The organism is Microvirga vignae (assembly GCF_001017175.1).
Lineage (GTDB): Bacteria > Pseudomonadota > Alphaproteobacteria > Rhizobiales > Beijerinckiaceae > Microvirga > Microvirga vignae.
The window spans coordinates 92,853-112,022 of record NZ_LCYG01000053.1 but is presented as its reverse complement, the minus strand read 5'-3'; the positions used below and the strand labels follow the sequence as shown (position 1 = coordinate 112,022).

Annotated in this window: 17 protein-coding genes; 12 read left to right on the top strand and 5 right to left on the bottom strand. The window is 62.2% G+C overall.

The window, feature by feature from the left end:
- Positions 1 to 124 precede the first annotated feature (124 nt).
- The 5 genes from AA309_RS37260 to AA309_RS19630 all read left to right on the top strand — a co-directional run bounded on the left by AA309_RS37260 (position 125) and on the right by AA309_RS19630 (position 7,226).
- Entirely contained in the window at positions 125 to 2,581 is a 2,457-nt protein-coding gene (locus tag AA309_RS37260) for a glycoside hydrolase family 113 (RefSeq protein WP_047190705.1), read from the top strand.
- A 322-nt stretch (positions 2,582 to 2,903) separates the two neighbouring features.
- On the top strand, positions 2,904 to 4,583 hold the full coding sequence (locus tag AA309_RS32260; RefSeq protein ID WP_052954862.1) for a calcium-binding protein: 1,680 nt from the start codon (positions 2,904 to 2,906) through the stop codon (positions 4,581 to 4,583).
- 364 nt (positions 4,584 to 4,947) lie between these two features.
- Positions 4,948 to 5,250 (top strand): hypothetical protein, encoded by a 303-nt coding sequence (locus tag AA309_RS19640; RefSeq protein ID WP_047190703.1) that lies wholly within the window; start codon positions 4,948 to 4,950, stop codon positions 5,248 to 5,250.
- A 151-nt stretch (positions 5,251 to 5,401) separates the two neighbouring features.
- Entirely contained in the window at positions 5,402 to 5,719 is a 318-nt protein-coding gene (sugE, locus tag AA309_RS19635; RefSeq protein ID WP_047190702.1) for a quaternary ammonium compound efflux SMR transporter SugE, read from the top strand.
- Positions 5,720 to 5,789: 70 nt separating this feature from the next.
- A complete protein-coding gene (locus tag AA309_RS19630) occupies positions 5,790 to 7,226 on the top strand; it encodes a sensor domain-containing diguanylate cyclase (protein WP_160310503.1) in 1,437 nt (478 codons plus the stop codon).
- Positions 7,227 to 7,549: 323 nt separating this feature from the next.
- Here the strand turns inward: AA309_RS19630 and AA309_RS19625 are convergent, their stop codons facing one another.
- The 3 genes from AA309_RS19625 to AA309_RS19615 all read right to left on the bottom strand — a co-directional run bounded on the left by AA309_RS19625 (position 7,550) and on the right by AA309_RS19615 (position 11,213).
- On the bottom strand, positions 7,550 to 8,920 hold the full coding sequence (locus AA309_RS19625) for a glutamate--cysteine ligase (protein ID WP_047190700.1): 1,371 nt from the start codon (positions 8,918 to 8,920) through the stop codon (positions 7,550 to 7,552).
- A gap of 234 nt (positions 8,921 to 9,154) precedes the next feature.
- Complete coding sequence (locus AA309_RS19620) at positions 9,155 to 10,297, bottom strand: carboxylate-amine ligase (RefSeq protein WP_047190699.1); 1,143 nt, start codon at positions 10,295 to 10,297, stop codon at positions 9,155 to 9,157.
- 169 nt (positions 10,298 to 10,466) lie between these two features.
- Positions 10,467 to 11,213, bottom strand: a complete 747-nt coding sequence (locus AA309_RS19615; protein ID WP_047190698.1) for a 16S rRNA (uracil(1498)-N(3))-methyltransferase — start codon at positions 11,211 to 11,213, stop codon at positions 10,467 to 10,469.
- 209 nt (positions 11,214 to 11,422) lie between these two features.
- On the opposite strand from AA309_RS19615, the gene AA309_RS19610 reads away from it, so the two are divergent.
- From AA309_RS19610 to lpxK, 7 genes are all read left to right on the top strand, one after another.
- Positions 11,423 to 11,896 (top strand): hypothetical protein, encoded by a 474-nt coding sequence (locus AA309_RS19610; protein WP_047190697.1) that lies wholly within the window; start codon positions 11,423 to 11,425, stop codon positions 11,894 to 11,896.
- A gap of 15 nt (positions 11,897 to 11,911) precedes the next feature.
- On the top strand, positions 11,912 to 12,850 hold the full coding sequence (gene ubiA, locus AA309_RS19605; protein WP_047190696.1) for a 4-hydroxybenzoate octaprenyltransferase: 939 nt from the start codon (positions 11,912 to 11,914) through the stop codon (positions 12,848 to 12,850).
- 79 nt (positions 12,851 to 12,929) lie between these two features.
- Positions 12,930 to 13,733 carry an inositol monophosphatase family protein gene (locus AA309_RS19600; RefSeq protein ID WP_047190695.1) on the top strand — a complete coding sequence of 268 codons (804 nt, stop codon included), beginning with the start codon at positions 12,930 to 12,932 and terminating at the stop codon, positions 13,731 to 13,733.
- 60 nt (positions 13,734 to 13,793) lie between these two features.
- On the top strand, positions 13,794 to 14,024 hold the full coding sequence (locus AA309_RS19595) for a DUF4170 domain-containing protein (RefSeq protein WP_047190694.1): 231 nt from the start codon (positions 13,794 to 13,796) through the stop codon (positions 14,022 to 14,024).
- 16 nt (positions 14,025 to 14,040) lie between these two features.
- Positions 14,041 to 14,781: a lysophospholipid acyltransferase family protein gene (locus AA309_RS19590; protein ID WP_047190693.1), complete on the top strand. Its 741-nt coding sequence runs from the start codon at positions 14,041 to 14,043 to the stop codon at positions 14,779 to 14,781.
- On the top strand, positions 14,778 to 16,067 hold the full coding sequence (locus tag AA309_RS19585; RefSeq protein WP_047190692.1) for a 3-deoxy-D-manno-octulosonic acid transferase: 1,290 nt from the start codon (positions 14,778 to 14,780) through the stop codon (positions 16,065 to 16,067). Before AA309_RS19590 ends, AA309_RS19585 begins: the two co-directional genes overlap by 4 nt.
- Positions 16,067 to 17,077 (top strand): tetraacyldisaccharide 4'-kinase, encoded by a 1,011-nt coding sequence (gene lpxK / locus AA309_RS19580; protein WP_047190691.1) that lies wholly within the window; start codon positions 16,067 to 16,069, stop codon positions 17,075 to 17,077. The genes AA309_RS19585 and lpxK overlap by 1 nt, the downstream gene beginning before the upstream one ends.
- 22 nt (positions 17,078 to 17,099) lie before the next feature.
- On the opposite strand, the gene AA309_RS19575 is transcribed toward lpxK, so the two are convergent.
- Positions 17,100 to 17,315 (bottom strand): DUF2093 domain-containing protein, encoded by a 216-nt coding sequence (locus tag AA309_RS19575; RefSeq protein ID WP_047190720.1) that lies wholly within the window; start codon positions 17,313 to 17,315, stop codon positions 17,100 to 17,102.
- 69 nt (positions 17,316 to 17,384) lie between these two features.
- A complete protein-coding gene (xseA, locus tag AA309_RS19570; RefSeq protein ID WP_047190690.1) occupies positions 17,385 to 18,959 on the bottom strand; it encodes an exodeoxyribonuclease VII large subunit in 1,575 nt (524 codons plus the stop codon).
- Positions 18,960 to 19,170 lie beyond the last annotated feature (211 nt).

The following is a 19,170-nucleotide window of genomic DNA, read 5'->3' as shown; positions in this document are numbered from 1 at the left end:
CCGATTTTCCAGACACCCTCTAGTCCATCCGGCTTAACGACAGCAGTTAGTTGAAATGTTATATATTTATATTATACAGGCTGTATTGCAGCCGTGACGGCAAATGAGATCAGGGGGCACGATCATGAGCACAGGTGAGATCTTCGAGTGGGAAAGCGTTACCCTTCCCTCCTACTGGGGCGGGCAACCTCTGACCGAGACCGGCCACGCAGCCATGACGCAGATCAGGGACACGGGTGCCAGCACTCTCACGCTCGTCCCCAATTTCTTCCAGACCGATAAATACAGCAATTCGGTCGGGTTGAGGCTCGGCGATCCGAGCAATCCCTGGGACAATGAAAGCGACACCTTCGAGCAGGTGAAGCAGGCCATCCTCGATGCCAAGGCGCTTGGCATGAATGTCGTGCTCAAGCCGCATGTCGAAACCGAAAATCGTGTCTGGCGCGCCGAACTGGCTCCTACCGATCCGAAGGCATGGTTCGACAGCTACAAGGCCATGATGGTCGAATACGCCAAGGTCGCGCAGGAGGCCGGCGCGGCGATGATCTGCGTCGGCACCGAGATGGACAGCATGATCGATCCGACGAAGGTCTGCAGCGATGGCAAGACCTACACCCAGAAATGGGCGGAGATCATCGACGCCGTGCGCGCCGTGTATTCAGGCAAGGTCACCTATGCGGCCACTTACTGGACGGTGAAGGATGTCGGGTTCTGGGACAAGGTCGACTACATCGGCGTCGACGCCTATTTCCCGCTCACTCCGAAGCACGCCCCGGACGATACCTCGCCGTACAATCCGACCGTCGATGCGATGGTCGACGCGTTGACGAAGCCGCACTTCAATTCCTGGGTGCGGGATACGCTGCATGGCGGCAAGTCCGTCGTCGATTACTACAAGGCGCTATCCGAGCAGTACGGCAAGAAGGTGATCTTCACGGAAGTCGGTTATCGCAGCCTCGACGGGACGACCACCGATCCCGGCGTGTTCGGAGGATCGCAGGACTCTCCCCCCGACTTTCAGGAGCAGGTCGATGCCTACACGGCCCTCTTCAGGGTGATGGAGAATTACGGCGGCCAGTGGCTCGCGGGATCCTTCCTCTGGAGCTATTACTCCTTCGAGAATCCGATGGAGGAACGCGGCGTGTCGTGGACGGATTACACGACGCAGCACAAGCCCGCCAACATGACGATCACCACGCATTATTCCGGCCCGGCTCACACGACCGGCCTTGTCCGAAACGGCACGGCGCTCGCCGACAGGCTCGACGGCGGCTACCATAACGATACGCTCAACGGCGGGGGTGAAAACGATATTCTATGGGGCGGCGCCGGCGACGATCAGATGGAAGGTGGTTCAGGCGATGATATCTACGTCGTGGACAGCATCAACGACGTGATCATCGAAGCTGAAGGCGGTGGCAATGACTCAGCCTCGGTCCTCTTCTCGGCGTACCTGACGAATTTCGCCAATGTGGAGAATCTGTCGGCCGCAGGATCAGGGACCATCAACCTGACGGGCAATGCCGTCGCCAACATCCTGACCGGCAACGATGCAGCCAACATTCTCGATGGGGCCGGAGGAAGCGACAGCCTCTTCGGAGGCAAAGGCGATGATGTTCTGATCGGCAGTGCGGGGAACGATACGCTTGATGGCGGAGAAGGGAGCAACACCGCAAAGTTTGCAGGAAACAGGGCAGATTATGCGATCCAGCACACCAGCCAAGGTGTTGTGGTGACCGGGCCGGACGGGACGGATACTCTCAAGAACATCCGGGTCCTGGAGTTCACAGATCAAACGATCGATACTCCCAACATTGCTCCCGACGCCGCAGCCCTCTCGAAGAGCACCGTCGCAGAAACCACTTCGGTCAATTCCATCATCGCCGCTCTCTCAGGCCATGATGCCGATGGTGATGAGCTGACCTTTACACTGAACGATCCGACCGGGACCTTCAAAATCGAGGGTCGCAATCTGGTGCTCATCAAGGCGCTCGATTACGAAACGCAGCAACATCATTTGGCGATCACAGTTGAAGCCAAGGATGGTTTTGGAGGCGGCCTGATCAAAACCCTCACCCTGGATGTCTTGAACGTCGTCGAGACAAAGCCTCTGGCGCTTATCGGCACGGCTGGAAACAATAGCCTCACCGGCGAGGCGGGCAACGATATCATCCGGGGCCTCGGAGGCAGGGATACGTTGAAGGGCTATGTCGGCAACGACACGCTCGACGGCGGCTATGGCAAGGACGTGCTGACGGGCGGGGCGGGCAACGACACCTTCGTGTTCAGGGACCGGCTCGGCAGCGGCAACGTCGACCAGATCACCGACTACAACAAGACTTACGACTCGCTCCAGCTCGACAACCGCTACATGAGCAAGCTGGGGGCAGCCGGCCGCCTGAGCAGCTCGAAGTTCGTGCTGGGGACCAAGGCTCTCGATGCCAACGATCACCTGATCTACGACCGGGCCAAGGGCTACCTGTACTATGATCCGGACGGCTCGGGGGCAGCCGCGAAGGTGCTGATCGCGCAGTTCAGCAACAAGGCGGCTCTCACCTATTCCGAGTTCACCATCATCTGAGGAGCGAGCGCGGCGTCATGCCGAGCCAAGCCTTGACGGACCGTATGAACGAGCCGCTGACAGGCGCGAAGAACCGCTCCGGCAGGCCTAGCCTCTCCAGGTCGATGAGGGGCTCGCGGCACAGGCAAACCGCCGCAAGCGGGACACGGGACCGCCCACCCACTTTGAGGCCCGATGGGCAAAAAGGAAGAAGCGTCGCGGGCCGGGTCCTTTCCAAACGGACAAGAAACGTTATAAAGATAAATAACAATATCAAGATACGCTGTTTGAACGGGCAGGCCAGACTGCGCTCGGCCCCGGCGACTTTCAGGAAGGACAAGGGATGACCGACTTCTCGATCGATCTCAACAACTCGATCCACACGACGACCGACAGCACCACCGCCCTCCAGATCGGCGGCGACGATTCCCTGTTCATCGCGGCAAACGGATCGATCCTGTCGGACGGGGCACTCTCCACGGCGGTCAATGTCACGAGCGCGTCGACGGCGGGCTTCACGAAATTCACTGTTTACGGAAGGATTATAGCAAATGGAGCTTGCATCGACGCGGAATTTGGATCGGCCAATATCTTTGTTGGCTCCAGCGCGTTCCTATCAGGGCAGATAGGCATTATCGCGAGAGGGATCAGCGTCGTCACAAATTGCGGGACCATTACAACAGGAAACGTGACCCAAGCCATTTGGCACATCGCAGGCGCCGCCACCGACAGCCTGACCGTCATCAACACCGGCAATATCATCGCTGGTCTTAATAGGGCGGCGGTCCAAGCGTCGATCGGTTCCGACACCGTCATCAACTCGGGCTTCATGCAGGGGATCATCGACCTAGGCGATGGCAATGATTTATACGATGGCACATCCGGCACCCTCACAGGCCGGATCGGGCTGGGCGCTGGCAACGACAAGGGCTATGGCGGAGCCGGGTCGGAGCTGTTCTATGGGGGCCTTGGCGACGACGTGATCGATGGCGGCGGCGGCATCGATACGATCGAGTTCAGCATTGCAGGAGCCACAGTCGATCTGCGCGTCACGACGCAGCAGAATACGGGAGATGGCCTCGACACGATCGCCAATGTGGAGAACGTCAACGGCACATCCGGCAAGGATATCTACAACGGCAGCGACGGCGCCAATGTCCTGACCGGCGCGAACGACGACGACAACCTGTTCGGCAATGGCGGCAACGACGTGCTCGATGGCGGCCTCGGCAACGACGTCCTGCGCGGCGGCGAGGGCAGCGACACCGCACGCTTTTCCGGCACTGCCGCCGCCGCCGTCGATCTCAATGTTGCTGGTCCGCAGGAGACCGGTTACGGCACCGACACCCTCGACAGCATAGAGAATCTCACCGGCGGCAGCGGTGCGGATCATTTCACCGGCAATGCCATCGCCAACGTGCTCGATGGCAGGCTCGGCGCCGACCAGATGTCGGGCGGCGCGGGCAACGACATCTACCATGTCGACAATGTGGGCGACCGGGTGATCGAGACCGCCTCCGGCGGCACGGCCGATCGGGTCTACACCAGCATCAGCTATACGCTGGCCGCTGCCGTGGAGCGGCTCTATGCCTCCGGCTCCGCCGCGCTCAGCCTCACCGGCAACACGCTCGCCAATGTGATCAAGGGCAACGCCGGTCATAACAGGATCGACGGTGGCTATGGCAAGGACGTGCTCACAGGCGGCATGGGCAACGACACCTTCGTGTTCAGGGACCGGCTCGGCAGCACCAACGTCGACCAGATCACCGACTACAACAGGACCTACGACTCGCTCCAGCTCGACAACCGCTACATGAGCAAGCTCGGTCCGGCGGGCCGCCTGAGCAGCGCGCAATTCGTGCTCGGCAGCGCGGCCAAGGATGCCGACGATCATCTGATCTACGACCGGGCCAAGGGCTTTCTCTACTATGATCCGGACGGCTCGGGCGCGGCCGCGAAAGTGCTGATCGCCCAGTTCACCAACAAGGCCGTGCTCGCCTATTCCGAGTTCACCATCATCTGACGAAGTCGACCGGAGAGGGACAGCGCAGGCCCCGAGACCTGCGCTGTCTCATTTGTTTTCGGAATCGAACGCCAGGCCTCCCCCGGCCTGTGTTCCTGATCGCGACGGTCTATACCGTCCATACCGATCACGTTCTTCCGCACTTTCCATTCAACGCCGCTCTCACCATCGGGGTCTCCCTGTCCATGAATGCGTCCGTGACCCAGGAATGGGTGCCCGACGGCCACGGAGAAGGATGGCGCTTGTTACGCCCTTCCCTTCACAGGGCCTGCTTCCAATAGTCCCAACCTTCTTTTCGGACTTGACGGAATAGCATTGCATGGCGTCCAGTCGGAGTTGTTTCAAATCGGCTGTGGGGAGTCCGATGCGTCATTATATTTTCGCGGCCATTCTCGCCGGCCTGTCAGGACCGGCCCTTGCCCAGGGAGCTTCCGAGGGCCAAGGCATGAAGCTCACGGTGCGTCCCTCCGGTTATGAAGCGGAGCAGAACGAGGCCCAGCAGCGGCAGGAAAAACTGCTCAAGCGCATGGAGCAGAGCAACAATCACATGATCCGCTCCATCTGCATCAACTGCGGGGATTCGTGGAAGCATCAGATCTATACGCCCTTCAACCCTTATGCCTCCTTGAAGCCCTCGGCCCGTCCCTCGGACGATACGGAAAACTGAGGCTCCCTGCCAAACCTGGTAGGCGTTTCTGCAACCTTGGCCTCTATTGAGCCGGATGCGGCGGCCCTGTATACCTAAAGGGGCGCAAGGGGGGCCTCGCGTTATCGTCTCTGAGAATGGGGTATCACCGGCTGGTGACGTGAGATCTGGAATGGCGTGGATTTATCTGACACTGGCGGGCCTGTTTGAGATTGGCTGGGCCATCGGCCTCAAATACACGGATGGCTTCTCCCGACTGATCCCCTCTGTCCTGACCGCGGTGAGCATGGTGGTCAGCGTCCTGCTGCTGGGATTGGCCCTCAAGACGCTGCCGGTCGGGACCGGATACGCCGTCTGGACCGGCATCGGCACGGTGGGCACCGCCCTCCTGGGGATCGTCCTTCTGGGAGAGCCTGCCACCGCACTCCGCCTCGCCTGCATCGGACTGATCGTCGCCGGCATCCTCGGCCTCAAGTTCGCTTCGACCTGAGGAAGGCTTAAGTCCAATGGTTTCCCCGCCGCGAAAAAAGTACCCCTCATCCCTGGGACTCAAGATTTTCGTGGCGGTGATTTGCCTCGCCATTATCGGTCTCGAGGGTTGGCGTGATTGGAGCGCGCGCAAGCAGGAGTTCCTGCGGATCGAATCCGAGATGAGGAATCTCGCGAAGTCGCTGGCCCAGCATGCGGAGGATACCTTCAATCTGGCCGATGCCATCCTGGTCGACATGGTCGACCGGATCGAGCACCATGGAAGGCTCTCCGAAGACATAGCGGAGATGCAGAATTCCCTTTCGGGTCGCATTCAAACCTTACAGGCGCTCAAGACTCTTACCGTCTATGGAGAAGACGGCTTCGTCCTGAGCAGCTCCCTGCCCGGCCATGGCAAGGTGAACGTCCGGGATCTCGCTTTCTTTCAGCATCACTCGGCATCAGCTGAGAGAAAGTGGTTCTTCGGTCCCATCATTCGTGACCCGCTCGGGTCCGAATGGGTGTTGACCCTGTCCCGCCGCCTCAACAGGCCCGACGGCAGCTTCGGCGGCGTCGTTCAGGTGAGCATTCCGCCGCGCTATTTCGCGAACTTCTTCGGCCGCATCGATCTGGGGTCTCAGGGGTCGATCGCCATATTCAGCGCGACAGATGGAAAAATTCTCTCGCGCTATCCTTATGTCGAGCGAGTGATCGGCATCCCATGGACCCTCTCCAGATGGATGCTGGAGGGAGGCCCCTATGGATCGCGCACCTACATGTCTCCTGTCGATAATGTGGAGCGTCTCGCCGGCTATCAGAGAAACCACGTTTACCCCGTCGTCATCCTGACCGCCGTGAGTCTGGATGAAGCGCTGGCAAACTGGACGGGGGAATTCCAGATCCGTTCGGTCGGCATAGCTGTGCTCATCTGTATCATCGGCCTGTTGGGCTGGAGACTTGCGCGGGAATTGCGCCGCAGAGAACAGGTGGAATCCGAACTCGCCGTGCTGGCGACAACGGATGGCTTGACGTGTCTCGCCAATCGCCGAACGTTCGATCATCGGCTGGAGACGGAATGGCTGCGCGCCTCGCGTGATGGAGCACCACTCTCGCTTCTTCTCATCGATGTCGACCAGTTCAAAGCCTACAACGACATCTATGGCCATCAGCAGGGTGACGATTGCCTGCGGAAGGTCGCAAAGGTTATCGCAGGCTCCGTGAATCGTCCCGGCGATTTCGTCGCCCGCTATGGCGGTGAGGAAATCGCCGTGCTGCTGCCCGACACGGACGAGCCCGGAGCGGCAGAAGTTGCAGAAAACATCCGTGCGCAGGTCGAGGCGTTGGCCCTGCATCACGAAGCCAATGCCCCGTCCTATACCCTGACGATCAGCATCGGCAGCGTCACCCAGGCGCCCGCCCTCAACCGATCTCATGCCGGCCCGACAGAACTCGTGCGCATGGCCGACAAAGCGCTCTATCAAGCCAAGCAGGACGGACGCAACCAGGTCGCAATCGCAAAGGCAGCGTAGTGGTGAGCGCCGGATAGCGCTCTCACATAACGGCAAACAGCCATCGTGCCGCCGGACATGAGATCGCCACCCATTTTGCCGTCAAGGATGTCGTTACCGAAACCGCCATCGAGTTCAAAAGCAATGGAGGCAGAGCATGAGCCCTGCCTCCATCAAGTAGAATACGCGCTATAAGTGCTTCTTGCGCTAGAGCATCGTGCGGAACCGGAGGGCCGCGTCAGCGGAAAGTGGAGCCGGTTTTCCGCAATCAACGATGCTCTCATTCAAGGAGAAAGCATCGGATTGGCCCCAAAAGTGCAAATCCACTTTTCCCGTCTGATGCTCTAGAACACACATTCCCTGAAGGCTGGCAGAACCGAACCGCCCCATTCGCCATGATAGCGCTCCAGCAGCCGCTCGGCGGGTGTTCGGCCCGAGGCAACGATCTCTTCGGCATAGACGAGGTGCTTCGTCTCGTCCTGTCCTGCCCCGTCGAGATTGGCACGGCGTCTGAGGCCTTCGCGCGAGAGGGAAAGCGCATCGCGCGCGATGTCCTGAACGGAGCGTCCAGCAATCTCTGCTTTCAACGCGAGCTTCGGCACATCGGCGCGCAGTTGCTCGCGCTGCTCAGGCTTCCAGTTCTTCACGAGTTCCCAGGCACCATCGAGAGCAACCTCGTCGTACAGCAATCCGGCCCAGAACGCGGAGAGCGCGACGATGTGCCGAGCATTACCCACATCCGCGCCACGCATTTCCATGTAGCGCTTCAGGCGCACTTCCGGGAACAGCGTGGAGACGTGGTTGGCCCAATCGGAGCGCGTTGCGCGCTCGTCCGGCAATTGCGCGAGCTTGCCCGCGAGCAGATCGTGGAACGAAGCACCGGCAACATCATGATAGGTCGCATCGCGCTTGACGAAATACATCGGCACGTCGAGCGCCCAATCGACATAACGCTCATAGCCGAAGCCATCCTCGAACGCGAAGGCGATCATGCCCGTGCGGTCTTTGTCCGTGTCGCGCCAGATTTCAGAGCGCATGGACAAAAAACCGTTGGGCTTGCCGTCGGTGAACGGCGAATTGGCGAAGATCGCTGTCGCGACGGGCTGCAGCGCAAGCGAAACGCGCAGCTTCTTCACCATGTCGGCTTCTGACGCATAATCCATGTTCACCTGCACGGTGGACGTGCGGTACATCATGTCGAGGCCGAGCGAGCCGACCTTCGGCATGTAATTCGTCATGATGCGATAGCGCTTCTTCGGCATGACAGGCGTCTCGGCGCGCGTCCACAGGGGACTCATGCCGAGCGTCAGAAAGCCGATACCGAGCCTGTCGCCGATGGCCTTCACATCATCGAGATGCTTTGCGGTTTCCTGCGCCGTCTCATGAAGCGTCTTCAGCGGCGCGCCGGAGAGCTCGAATTGTCCGCCGGGCTCCAGCGAGATGGCGCCGCCCCCCTTCTCATCGAACAGGCCGATGGGATGGTCGTCCTCGATGATGGGCTCCCAGCCCGTGCGCTCCTGCAGGCCTTCGAGCAGCGCGCGAATGCCGTTCCCGCCGTCATAGGGCACAGGGGAGGCACCGGCCTCGTAGAAGGGAACTTTCTCGTGCTCGGTGCCCAGCCGCCACATCTCGCGCGGCTTCTCACCTTCAGCGATCCACTCGACGAGCTCGGAACGCGCGCCAATGGGGGTCGTATCGGATACGTCCCGCGCCATACATCACCTCATCCAAAAAGCGCGTTCAAGGCGCGCCGACTCAGGTCGGGACTAGATAGGCGGGTTAAGGCCAAGCTGCAATGAGGGGCGGCCCCACAATGTGCGGGACCATCTAGCGCATCGTGCGGAAAAGTGGACCCGGATTTCCGCATAAAGCGATGCGCTCCTCTCAAAAATGAGCATCGGATCGATCCCAAAAGTGCCCTCCACTATCGGGATCGATGCTCTAGAGCCTCAATGGCGGACGACCAGATCCCCCGTGGTCTCGGCGGAGAGCCAATCGACGACGCCAGCCAGGGCATCCCGGCTCGACAGGCCACGGCCGAGAGCTTCCGTGTAGAGGGTGAGCTGCCGGTCGGCGCTGGTCCCCCGGGCGACGATCCAGCGGGCGAGATCCACCTCGCGCTCGCAGCCGAGTTCCTTGGCGTCATCCGCGATCATGTCGAGAATATCGTCGAGCATCCCACGGACAGGCTTGGCGCTGCGTGTCTCCTCGTCGACGAAGCTGCCATGGATGCCGTAGCGCATGGCACGCCAGCTGTTCTCGTCGTTGATGGCGCGGGACGCGCCGGTCTGGCCGGCATTGAGCGTGGGGTCGAGGCTCAAGCGGCGCACGAGGCAGCGGTAGAGGGCGGCAATGGCGATGGTATCGTCCACGCGTGTGCAGCTGTCCGCCACACGCAGCTCAAGCGTCGGATGCTTGAGCGAGGGGCGGATCACCCACCACACGTAGCTCGAGTTCTCGATGGCGCGGGCGGCCACCAAGGTATCGATATAGCGCTGGTAATCCTCAGCATTCTCGAACAGGTCAGGCAGGCCGGTGCGCGGCAGCTCGCGATAGGCAGCCAACCGATAGCCCAGAAGACCCGTGCGTTGCGCCTGCCAGAACGGCGACGAGGTGGAAAGCGCAAGCAGCAGCGGAAGATAAGGCTGGATGCGGTTCATGATGTCCACGCGCGCGGCAAGATCCGGCACCTCCACATGCACATGCATGCCGCACAAAATCGTGCGGCTGCCGAGCATCTGCAGGTCATGCATCACCTTGCCGTAGCGCGGCTGCGCATTGTTGGCGCGCACGCGGGACCAGACGGCGAGCGGATGCGTGCCGGAGGCCATGATGGACAGGTTGTAGTCGCGGGCAATCGCACCCACGGATGAGCGCAAACCGGAAAGCTGCGAGCGGGCCTCCGCGAAATCGACCATCGGCTTGGTGGCGATCTCGATCTGAGGCTCGAGCATCTCGGGATGGATGCCATCCGAGAGCTGCTCTCGGCAGGAGGCAAAGAACTCCCTGATTCTGCTCTTGGCCACGTCCCGCTTCGTGGCATCGTTCACGAAATACTCTTCTTCGATGCCGAACTTGAAATCCCAGCTCATTTCCCGGTTCCTCTATTTGTTTTTCAGGAATGACCCTTGCATGCGCAGGCAGGCCTGCCACCGCACCAAACTCAGGCCGAATGGGGCGTGAATGGGGCGAATCGGCGCTAAACTGCTAAGCTTCTGATGCTAGAGGCGAATTGGCGTGGCCCATTGTCGGACGAGCGCGTCAGTTCCAGTCGCCGAGCATGGATTGAACGATCGCGAGGGCTGCCACTGCGGCAGTATCGGCTCGCAGGATGCGCGGTCCCAACGATACGCGAACACAACTTTCGTGGGCGGCGACAAGCGCTCTCTCCTGATCGGTAAAACCCCCTTCGGGGCCCACGATAACGGCAACGCCTGATGGTTTGTTCCCAAGCTTGGCCAGAGCCTCGACCGGATTGGCGACGGCTGCGTCCTCGTCACAGAACACAAGAACGCGATCTTTCTCCAACCCCTTGAGAAAACGTTCCAAATTCTCCTCTTCGCGCACCTCGGGGATCGTCAGGATCCCGCATTGCTCCGCCGCCTCGATCACGTTCGCGCGCATGCGCTCAAGGTTCACGCGCGTGCTCTGGGTGTGGCGGGTGATGACGGGTTGAAGGACGCCCGCGCCCATCTCCACGGCCTTCTGAACCATGTAGTCGAGGCGCGCGTGCTTGAGGGGGGCGAAGGCATAGACGAGATCGGGCTGCCCCGTCTGCTCGCGGACCCGCTCCATGCAGACCAGATCGGCGGACTTGCGCCCTTCCACCGAAACTTCCGCCCGCCATTCCCCATCCTGTCCGTTGAAAACCAGTACGCTCTCGCCAGCTTTGAGGCGTAAGACATTCAACAGGTAATTGGCCTGTGCCCGGTCGAGGGCGATCCTCGCATCCTTTTGAAGCGGGGAATCGACGAAGAGGCGGGGCGCGTTGAAATCGTACTCGGCCATGGAAACCTTAGGGGTATGAACTCCCGAGCTTTATCAACTTCCCGGAGCGATGGGGAGGGGAAGAGAGGCCATGCTCATCTGGAATTCAGGTGCGCCATGGCACAGCTTGAGGCATCAGGCGACCAATCGCCCCTTGGCCTTGGGGCAGGTAACCTGTTAACAGGACACAGGCGCGCGAGACGTCGCGGGCTTTTTAAAGGGTTTTCGCCATGACGCACATCCGTTCGACCTTGATGGCCGCGCTTGCCGCCGTTGGCATTTTCGCATCCGCTCCTGCCTCCGCGCAGTCGAGCGCCTGCATGGACGGGCAGAAGATCCTCCTTGAGCGCCAGGAGATCATCAAGCAGGTCAGCACGCTCACCGGTGGGGGCAAGAAGAAGCAGATCGATCCCCGCGCCGCCTGCACGGTGTTCGGCAAGCTCGTGACCAACGGCGATGCCGGCCTGAAATGGATGACCACCAACAAGGATTGGTGCCAGGTTCCCGATCAGGTACTCCAGAACTTCGAGAAGGACCACAAGCGTGCCCAGACCTTCAAGGGCCAGGCTTGCGGAGCCGCCGCGAAGATGGCCGAGATGGAGAAGCGCGCCAAGCAGCAGGCCCAGCAGCAGCAGCAACAGGGTGGTCCCCGCATGGGCGGCGGCCTGACCGGCACGCTCAGCGTGCCGAAGGGTGCTCTCTAAGCAAGGTTTATCACCATGGAGCGCCCCGGGGCGTCCTCCCTTCCCGATGCCGTGCGCGGCCATTGGGCCGACCGGTGGGCGCCGGTGGGCCTACGCCCCTACTTGCGCCTGGCGCGGATCGAGCGCCCCATCGGCTGGTGGCTGCTGCTGCTCCCCTGCTGGTGGTCGGCAGGGCTGGCTGCCATCGTGAAGGGGCAGCCCTGGCCCGACCCGCTTCATTGCCTTCTCTTCCTGATCGGCGCGGTCGCCATGCGCGGCGCAGGCTGCACCTATAACGACATCGTCGACCGCGACCTCGACATCCGGGTGGAGCGCACCCGGCAGCGCCCCCTGCCCTCCGGCCAGGTGAGCCTCAAAGGTGCGCTGGCCTTCCTCGGGCTTCAGGCCCTGGTCGGGCTTCTCGTCCTTCTCCAGTTCAACAGCTTCGCCATCGTGGTGGGCTTCGGCTCGCTCGGAGTCGTGGCGCTCTATCCCTTCATGAAGCGGTTCTTCTGGATGCCGCAGATCGTGCTGGGCCTCGCCTTCTCCTGGGGCGCGCTGATGGGCTGGGCGGCCGCCTTTGGATCCCTGAGTGTTGCCTCGATCCTGCTCTATGCCGCTAGCGTCGCCTGGGTGGTCGGCTACGACACGATCTATGCCTTGCAGGATATCGAGGACGACGAGATCGCCGGGATCAAATCCTCCGCCCGCTTCTTCGGCGAGCGCGTGAGGACGGGTGTGGGCATCTGCTATGCCTTGACGATTGCGCTCATGATTGCGGCCTTCATCGAGGCGGATGTCGGGCTTCCATCCTATATCGGTCTTGGCCTCTTCGCCCTGCATCTCGGCCGGCAGCTGGCCCGCATCGACCGCTCCGATGGCGCAGGAGCCTTACGCCTCTTCCGCTCGAATCGCGACGCCGGGCTGATCCTCTTCGCCGCCATGGTGGTCGATGCCCTTCTCCGAGGGATGTGACCAAGCCTTTTTCATGGGAAACAGGGTTTCTTCCCCGCCTTCCCTAGCATCCGCAAACGATCCCTCCCACCTTACAACAATGCTTTCTCCTTCCGCCGTTTCCCTTGTCCACCTCGCTGAGGCCGTGCGCGATGCGGCGCACCGGGCTGGCGCTTTGGCCCTGCCGTATTTCCGCGCAGGCGAGCAGACGGCGGCGCGGCTCTGGTACAAGGGCCAGAGCTCGCCGGTCACGGAAGCGGACATCGCTCTCGACACCTTCCTGAAGGAGCACCTGACCGGCCTTTTTCCCGAGGCCGGCTGGCTGTCGGAGGAAACGGTGGACGATCCCGCCCGGCTTGAGCGCAGCCATGTGTGGGTGGTCGATCCCATCGACGGCACACGCGCCTTCGCCTCGGGCCACCCTGACTGGGCAGTTTCCATCGCCCTTGTGAAGGATGGGATGCCGGTGCTGGGCGTTCTCCATGCCCCCATTCACGAGCAGACTTACGAGGCCATCCTCGGCAGTGGAGCTTGGCGCAACGGACAAAGGCTTCAACTGTCTGAGGCTGAGCCCCCTGCCCCTGCCCGCGTGGCAGGCCCCAAGCCGCTGGTGGACCAGTTCGAGCGCAACACCGGCCCCGTCGAGCGTCTGCCCAAGGTGCCCTCTCTGGCCCTGAGGCTCGCCCGCGTGGCGGAGGGCTCCATCGATGTCGGGCTGGTTTCCCACAATTCACAGGACTGGGACATTGCCGCCGCCGATCTTATCCTCCGGGAGGCAGGTGGCCGTTTGACGGATTTTGCAGGCGTGCCACCGACTTATAACAAGCCTCAACCCAGCCATGGCGAGATGATTGCCGTTGCGTCACGGTTGCATCCTCGTGCTATTGGGGCCATGAGGAACTGAACAAAGTTTGCCTCACAGCAACATCCCATTCCTGCACTCCTTCAGAAGAGTTCTGAACCCATGACCGACACGCCTGGCAAGCAGCTCCTTCACCTGGTTTTCGGCGGCGAGCTCACCAGCCTTGAATCCGTTGATTTTAAGGATCTCACCAAGCTCGACATCGTCGGAATCTTCCCGAACTACGCCGCGGCTCACGCGGCCTGGAAGGCCAAGGCGCAGGCCACCGTGGACAATGCGCAGATGCGCTACTTCATCGTGCACCTGCACCGCCTGCTGGAGCCGCAGGCTTAAAGCCTTCAAGGCCACGATGGGTCTCATCAAACGCATCACGCGCTCGCGGCCGGTCCAGGAGACCCTGGGTTTCCTGGTCGCGAGCTATCTCAAGTTCGTGCAGCGCACGAACCGGTTCGTCATGGAACCGGCGGATGCTTATGACCGGATCGGCCCTCAGATGCCGGTGATCGCAGCCATGTGGCACGGGCAGCATTTCATGATCCACTTCGCCAAGCGTCCTCAGGACCGCGCGGCGAGCCTCGTCTCTCGTTCCGGCGACGGCGAGTTCAATGCCGTTGCGCTGCGCCATCTCGGCATCCGGGCCATCCGGGGCTCGGGCGCGCGGGGCCGCGACATCCGGAAAAAGGGCGGCGTCCAGGCCATGCGCGCCATGCTCAAGGCCCTGGCTGGCGGGGAGATGGTGGTGATGACGGCCGACATCCCGAAGATCTCGCGGGTCTGCGGCCCGGGCATCGTCACTCTGGCGCAGATGTCGGGTCGCCCCATCGTTCCCGTGGCCGTGGTGACGAGCCGCCGCATCGATTTCAACAGCTGGGACAAGGCGAGCATCGGTCTGCCCTTCGGGCGCGGCGCCATGGTGGTGGGCGAGCCGGTGCATGTGCCGCGCGACGCGGATGCCGCTGCGCTCGAAACCGTCCGCCAGCAGGTGGAGCGTGAGCTCGATGCCATCCATGAGCGGGCCTATGCCCTTGTGGGCTCAAAGGATCCCGGCGCGAAAGCGGCTCCGGCCCTTGCAGGAGGCTCGCGCGCATGAGCACCCCGGTCCTCTTCAAGGCCTATCGCACGGCCACGGCCGTTCTCGAACCTGCCGTTCTCGGGCTTCTTCTGTGGCGCCAGCGGAAAGGGCGCGAGGATCGCACGCGTCTCGGCGAGCGCCAGGGCTATCCCAGCCGCCAGAGGCCGAAGGGCCACCTGATCTGGGTGCACGGCGCCAGCATCGGCGAGACCCTGTCCCTGCTGCCCATCGTCGAGCGCCTGACCCAGCGCGGCCTCGCAGTCCTCGTGACCTCCGGCACCCGCACCTCGGCCTCCCTGATCGCCCGGCGCCTGCCCCCTGGCGCGGTGCATCAGTTCATGCCTCTCGACGTGCCGCGCTATATCCGGCGCTTCCTCGATCACTGGCAGCCGGATCTCGCCCTCATTGCGGAATCCGAGATCTGGCCCAACACCGTCATGGCCCTCGATGAGCGGCATATCCCTCTCGTGATGGTCAACGGGCGCATGTCGGACCGCTCGTTCCAGCGCTGGCAGAAACTCCCGGGCATCATCCGGAGCCTGCTCGAGCGTTTCGCCCTGTGCCTGGCCCAGACCCAGGACGATGCGGAGCGGCTTGCCCGCCTCGGCGCGCCTCGCGTCGTCATGACGGGCAATCTCAAGTTCGATGCCGCCCCTCCCCCGGCCGATCCGCGTGTCGTGGCGCATCTCTCCGGTCTCGTCGCAGGCCGTCCGGTGTGGCTTGCCGCCAGCACCCATGCGGGCGAGGAAGGCGCGATCGTCGCCGTGCATCGGGCACTCGCCAAGAGGCACCCGCACCTGCTCACCATCATCGCACCCCGCCATCCCCATCGTGGACCGGAGGTTGCGGCCATCGCCGCACAGGCAGGCTTGCGTGCCAGCCGCCGTTCGGAGGGCATTCACCCTGACCGTGCAACCGATGTCTATGTGGCGGATACGGTGGGCGAGATGGGATTGTTCTATCGCCTCTCTCCCATCGTGGTGATGGGTGGATCTCTGGTCGCTCATGGCGGGCAAAATCCCATCGAGCCTGCGAAGCTCGGCGCAGCGATCCTGCATGGCCCTCACGTTCATAACTTCGAGGATGTCTATAACGCGATCGATCTCGCGCGCGGTGCCCTGATGGTGAAGGACAGCACGGCCCTTGCGCGAGCGGTCAGCGAACTTCTGACGAATACGGCACTCACCCGCGACATGGCCCGCGCCGCCGGAGAGGCCGTGCAGGCTCTGGGCGGCGCAGTGGAACGCACCATGCAATCCATCGAGCCGTTCATCGTGCAGGCGAAGCTCGGAGCGCGACGCTGATGCGTGCGCCCTCCTGGTGGCAAAGCAGATCCTCCCTCCTCGCGAACATCCTACGTCCAGCAGGTCTCGTTTACGGTGCAATCGCCGGAAGCAGGATGAAGAGGCAAGGCCAGCGCGCAGATCTGCCCGTCATCTGCATCGGCAATTTCACCGCCGGTGGCGCCGGCAAGACGCCTGCGGCCTTGGCTCTTGCGGAGTTCTTGGATATCGCTGGGGAGAGTCCTGCCTTCCTGTCGCGTGGCTATGGCGGCAGGCTCAAGGGTCCCGTGCAGGTGCGGCCGGATCACAAGGCCCTTGAAGTGGGCGATGAACCTGTTCTTCTCGCGACCACGGCCCCCACTATCGTGTCCGCCGATCGGCTGGCAGGCGCACGTCTCGCCTATGAGATCGGTGCCACCGTGCTGATCATGGATGACGGCTTACAGAATCCGTCTCTCCGGAAAGACTGCGCGATTGCCGTCGTCGATGGAGCAACTGGCGTCGGCAATGGTCTGTCACTGCCCGCAGGTCCCTTGCGCGCACCCATGGAGGCGCAATGGCCTGCGGTCGATGCGGTTCTCGTGATCGGACAAGGTGAGCCCGGCGAAGCCGTGGCGCGTCAGGCGGCTGTCCTGAGCAAGCGTGTTTTCAAAGGCAGTCTCGTGCCCGATACGAGGTCGGTCGAAAAGCTGAACGGCCGGAAGGTTCTGGCATTCGCAGGAATCGGGCGACCGGAAAAATTCTTCGACACCTTGCGTGCCTGTGGCGCCATTGTCGAAGAGTCCCGCGCCTTCCCCGATCATCATCCCTATAAGCGCAGCGATCTCGACAGCCTTCGCAGAGAGGCTGAAGAGCGCGGCCTTCTGGCCGTCACGACCGAGAAGGACCTCGTGCGGATCACAGGCCTGAACGGCTCGGGCGCCTGGGAGAGCCTGATGGTTCTGCCCGTGCGTCTTCGGCTTGAAGGCGAGGCCGCTTTCCGCAACTTCATTCTACGCAAGATCAGCGACCGTCGCCTGGGCCGCTCCTGAAATCGATCAATGGCCTTCGCCTCTATGGGGCTTTTTGTCCCGTGATGCGCATCATCACGGCCTCGGGCGAGGCATAGGCTTCCTGCAGTTCCACGCTCCAATACTTCAGCTCATCGAGCGGGATGGCCTCGCCGGTCACGGCGCAGCGGACGAAAGCCCCAGGTTTGATCACCCGAAGGTTGCTGTCGAGATATTGCACGACGGCCTCACCGCCACTGCGCTCATGTCTGTTCATCATTCCGGCCATCGCAAATTTGGACGCATCCTTATAAAGGTGCGTGTGGGCATGCCGCTTTTCAATGCCGTGTCAGAACAGAGCGCCCTGCTCTTCCGTCGCAACGAGTTTCGGCTTGGCAGGTTTCGGCCGTGATCCGATGCGGCCGCCCGTGGCGTCGACCTTGCCGTCAGCGAATTCGAGCACGAGCGCCTGTCCGTCGAGCACCGCATCCGCCGAGCGCAAAGGCTGGCCTTCCGCATCGCGCACGAGTGCGAAACCGCGTTTGAGCACGGACTTGTAGTTCAGGCTGTCGAAGAGCTTCGACACCGCCTCCAGGCGATCGGCCTTGCGTGCGAGCTGACCTTTCAGAGCAGGCACAAGACGCTCGGCTACGCGCTGCGTGAGTTCGGTCGATTGCGCGATGCGTGTGCGCTCCGCCCGCAGCAGCGCCTCGCGCGAGACGACGAGACGGCGTCCGATCTGCTTGAGGGTTTCCTCGCGCAATGTCACCAAACGGCAGACCGCGTTGTAGGGACGCGAGCCGACCGCATCGAGCTTGGCGCGCATGCGTGCCACATTCGCGACCGGTGACACGTGCGCGAGCTGGCGTGCTACTTTGAGCAATCGCTCCTCGTGTCCGCGCGCATTGCGCGAGAGCGCGGGATAGAGCTTCGTCGCCGCGAGATCTAGCCGCTGGCGCTTGGGCGAGAACAACGCCTCCGGCGTCGGCAGCGCGCGTGCCGTGGCACGCAGATCGGAACGTCGACGCTCGATCACACGCAGCATCGTCTCCGTATGGCGACGGGAGAGATCGTTGACACCGGCCATGAGCTCGACACGCACCGGCACCACCATTTCGGCAGCGCCCGTCGGCGTCGGCGCACGCACATCAGCGGCGTAATCGATGAGCGTCGTATCGGTCTCATGCCCGACCGCAGAGACGAGTGGAATGTCACTCTCGGCAGCGGCGCGCACCACGATTTCTTCATTGAAGCCCCACAGGTCTTCGATGGAGCCGCCGCCGCGCGCGACGATGAGCACGTCGGGACGCGGAACCTTGCCGCCGGGCCGGAGGGCATTGAAGCCGCGAATGGCGGCGGCCACTTCCGCAGCACAGGTGTCGCCCTGCACGCGCACGGGCCAGACCAGCACATGGCGCGGGAAGCGATCCTCCAGCCGGTGGAGGATGTCGCGTATCACCGCGCCCGTCGGCGAAGTGACGACGCCGATCACCCTGGGCAGGAACGGCAGCCGCCTCTTGCGCTCGGCCGCAAACAGTCCTTCGGCCGTCAGCTTGCGGCGGCGCTCCTCGAGCAGCGCCATGAGAGCGCCGATGCCGGCAGGCTCCAACGTGTCGACGACGATCTGATATTTGGACGAGCCCGGGAACGTGGTGATGCGCCCGGTGGCGATGACCTCCATCCCCTCCTCGGGACGGATCTTGAGCTTGGCGAAGGAGCCCTTCCAGATCACCGCATCGATGCGGGCATTCTGGTCCTTCAGGCAGAAATAGGCATGGCCCGAGGAATGGGGCCCGCGATAGCCCGAAACCTCGCCCCGAAGGCGCACGAAACCGAAGGCATCCTCAAGAGTGCGCTTGAGAGCGCCCGCAAGGTCAGAGACCGACCATTCGTGGGCGTTGGAGGGAACTTTTTCTGCGAACATGAGGAGAACCTAATCGCTCCGCCCCGGGTCTGCCAAGGCCGGGAGGGCCGATGAGCAGGCTCAATCCGCAGCGAAGCTCTGCTTGTCCACTGCCGGAACGACGCAGGCGGAAATCAGCTCCGGGGATAAGCCGTTTCCCTCCTCAGGACAGCTGCAGGGACATCGAAATGACGATCCCGGCCTGTGCTTTTCGGGGTAGGCGAAAAGCCTT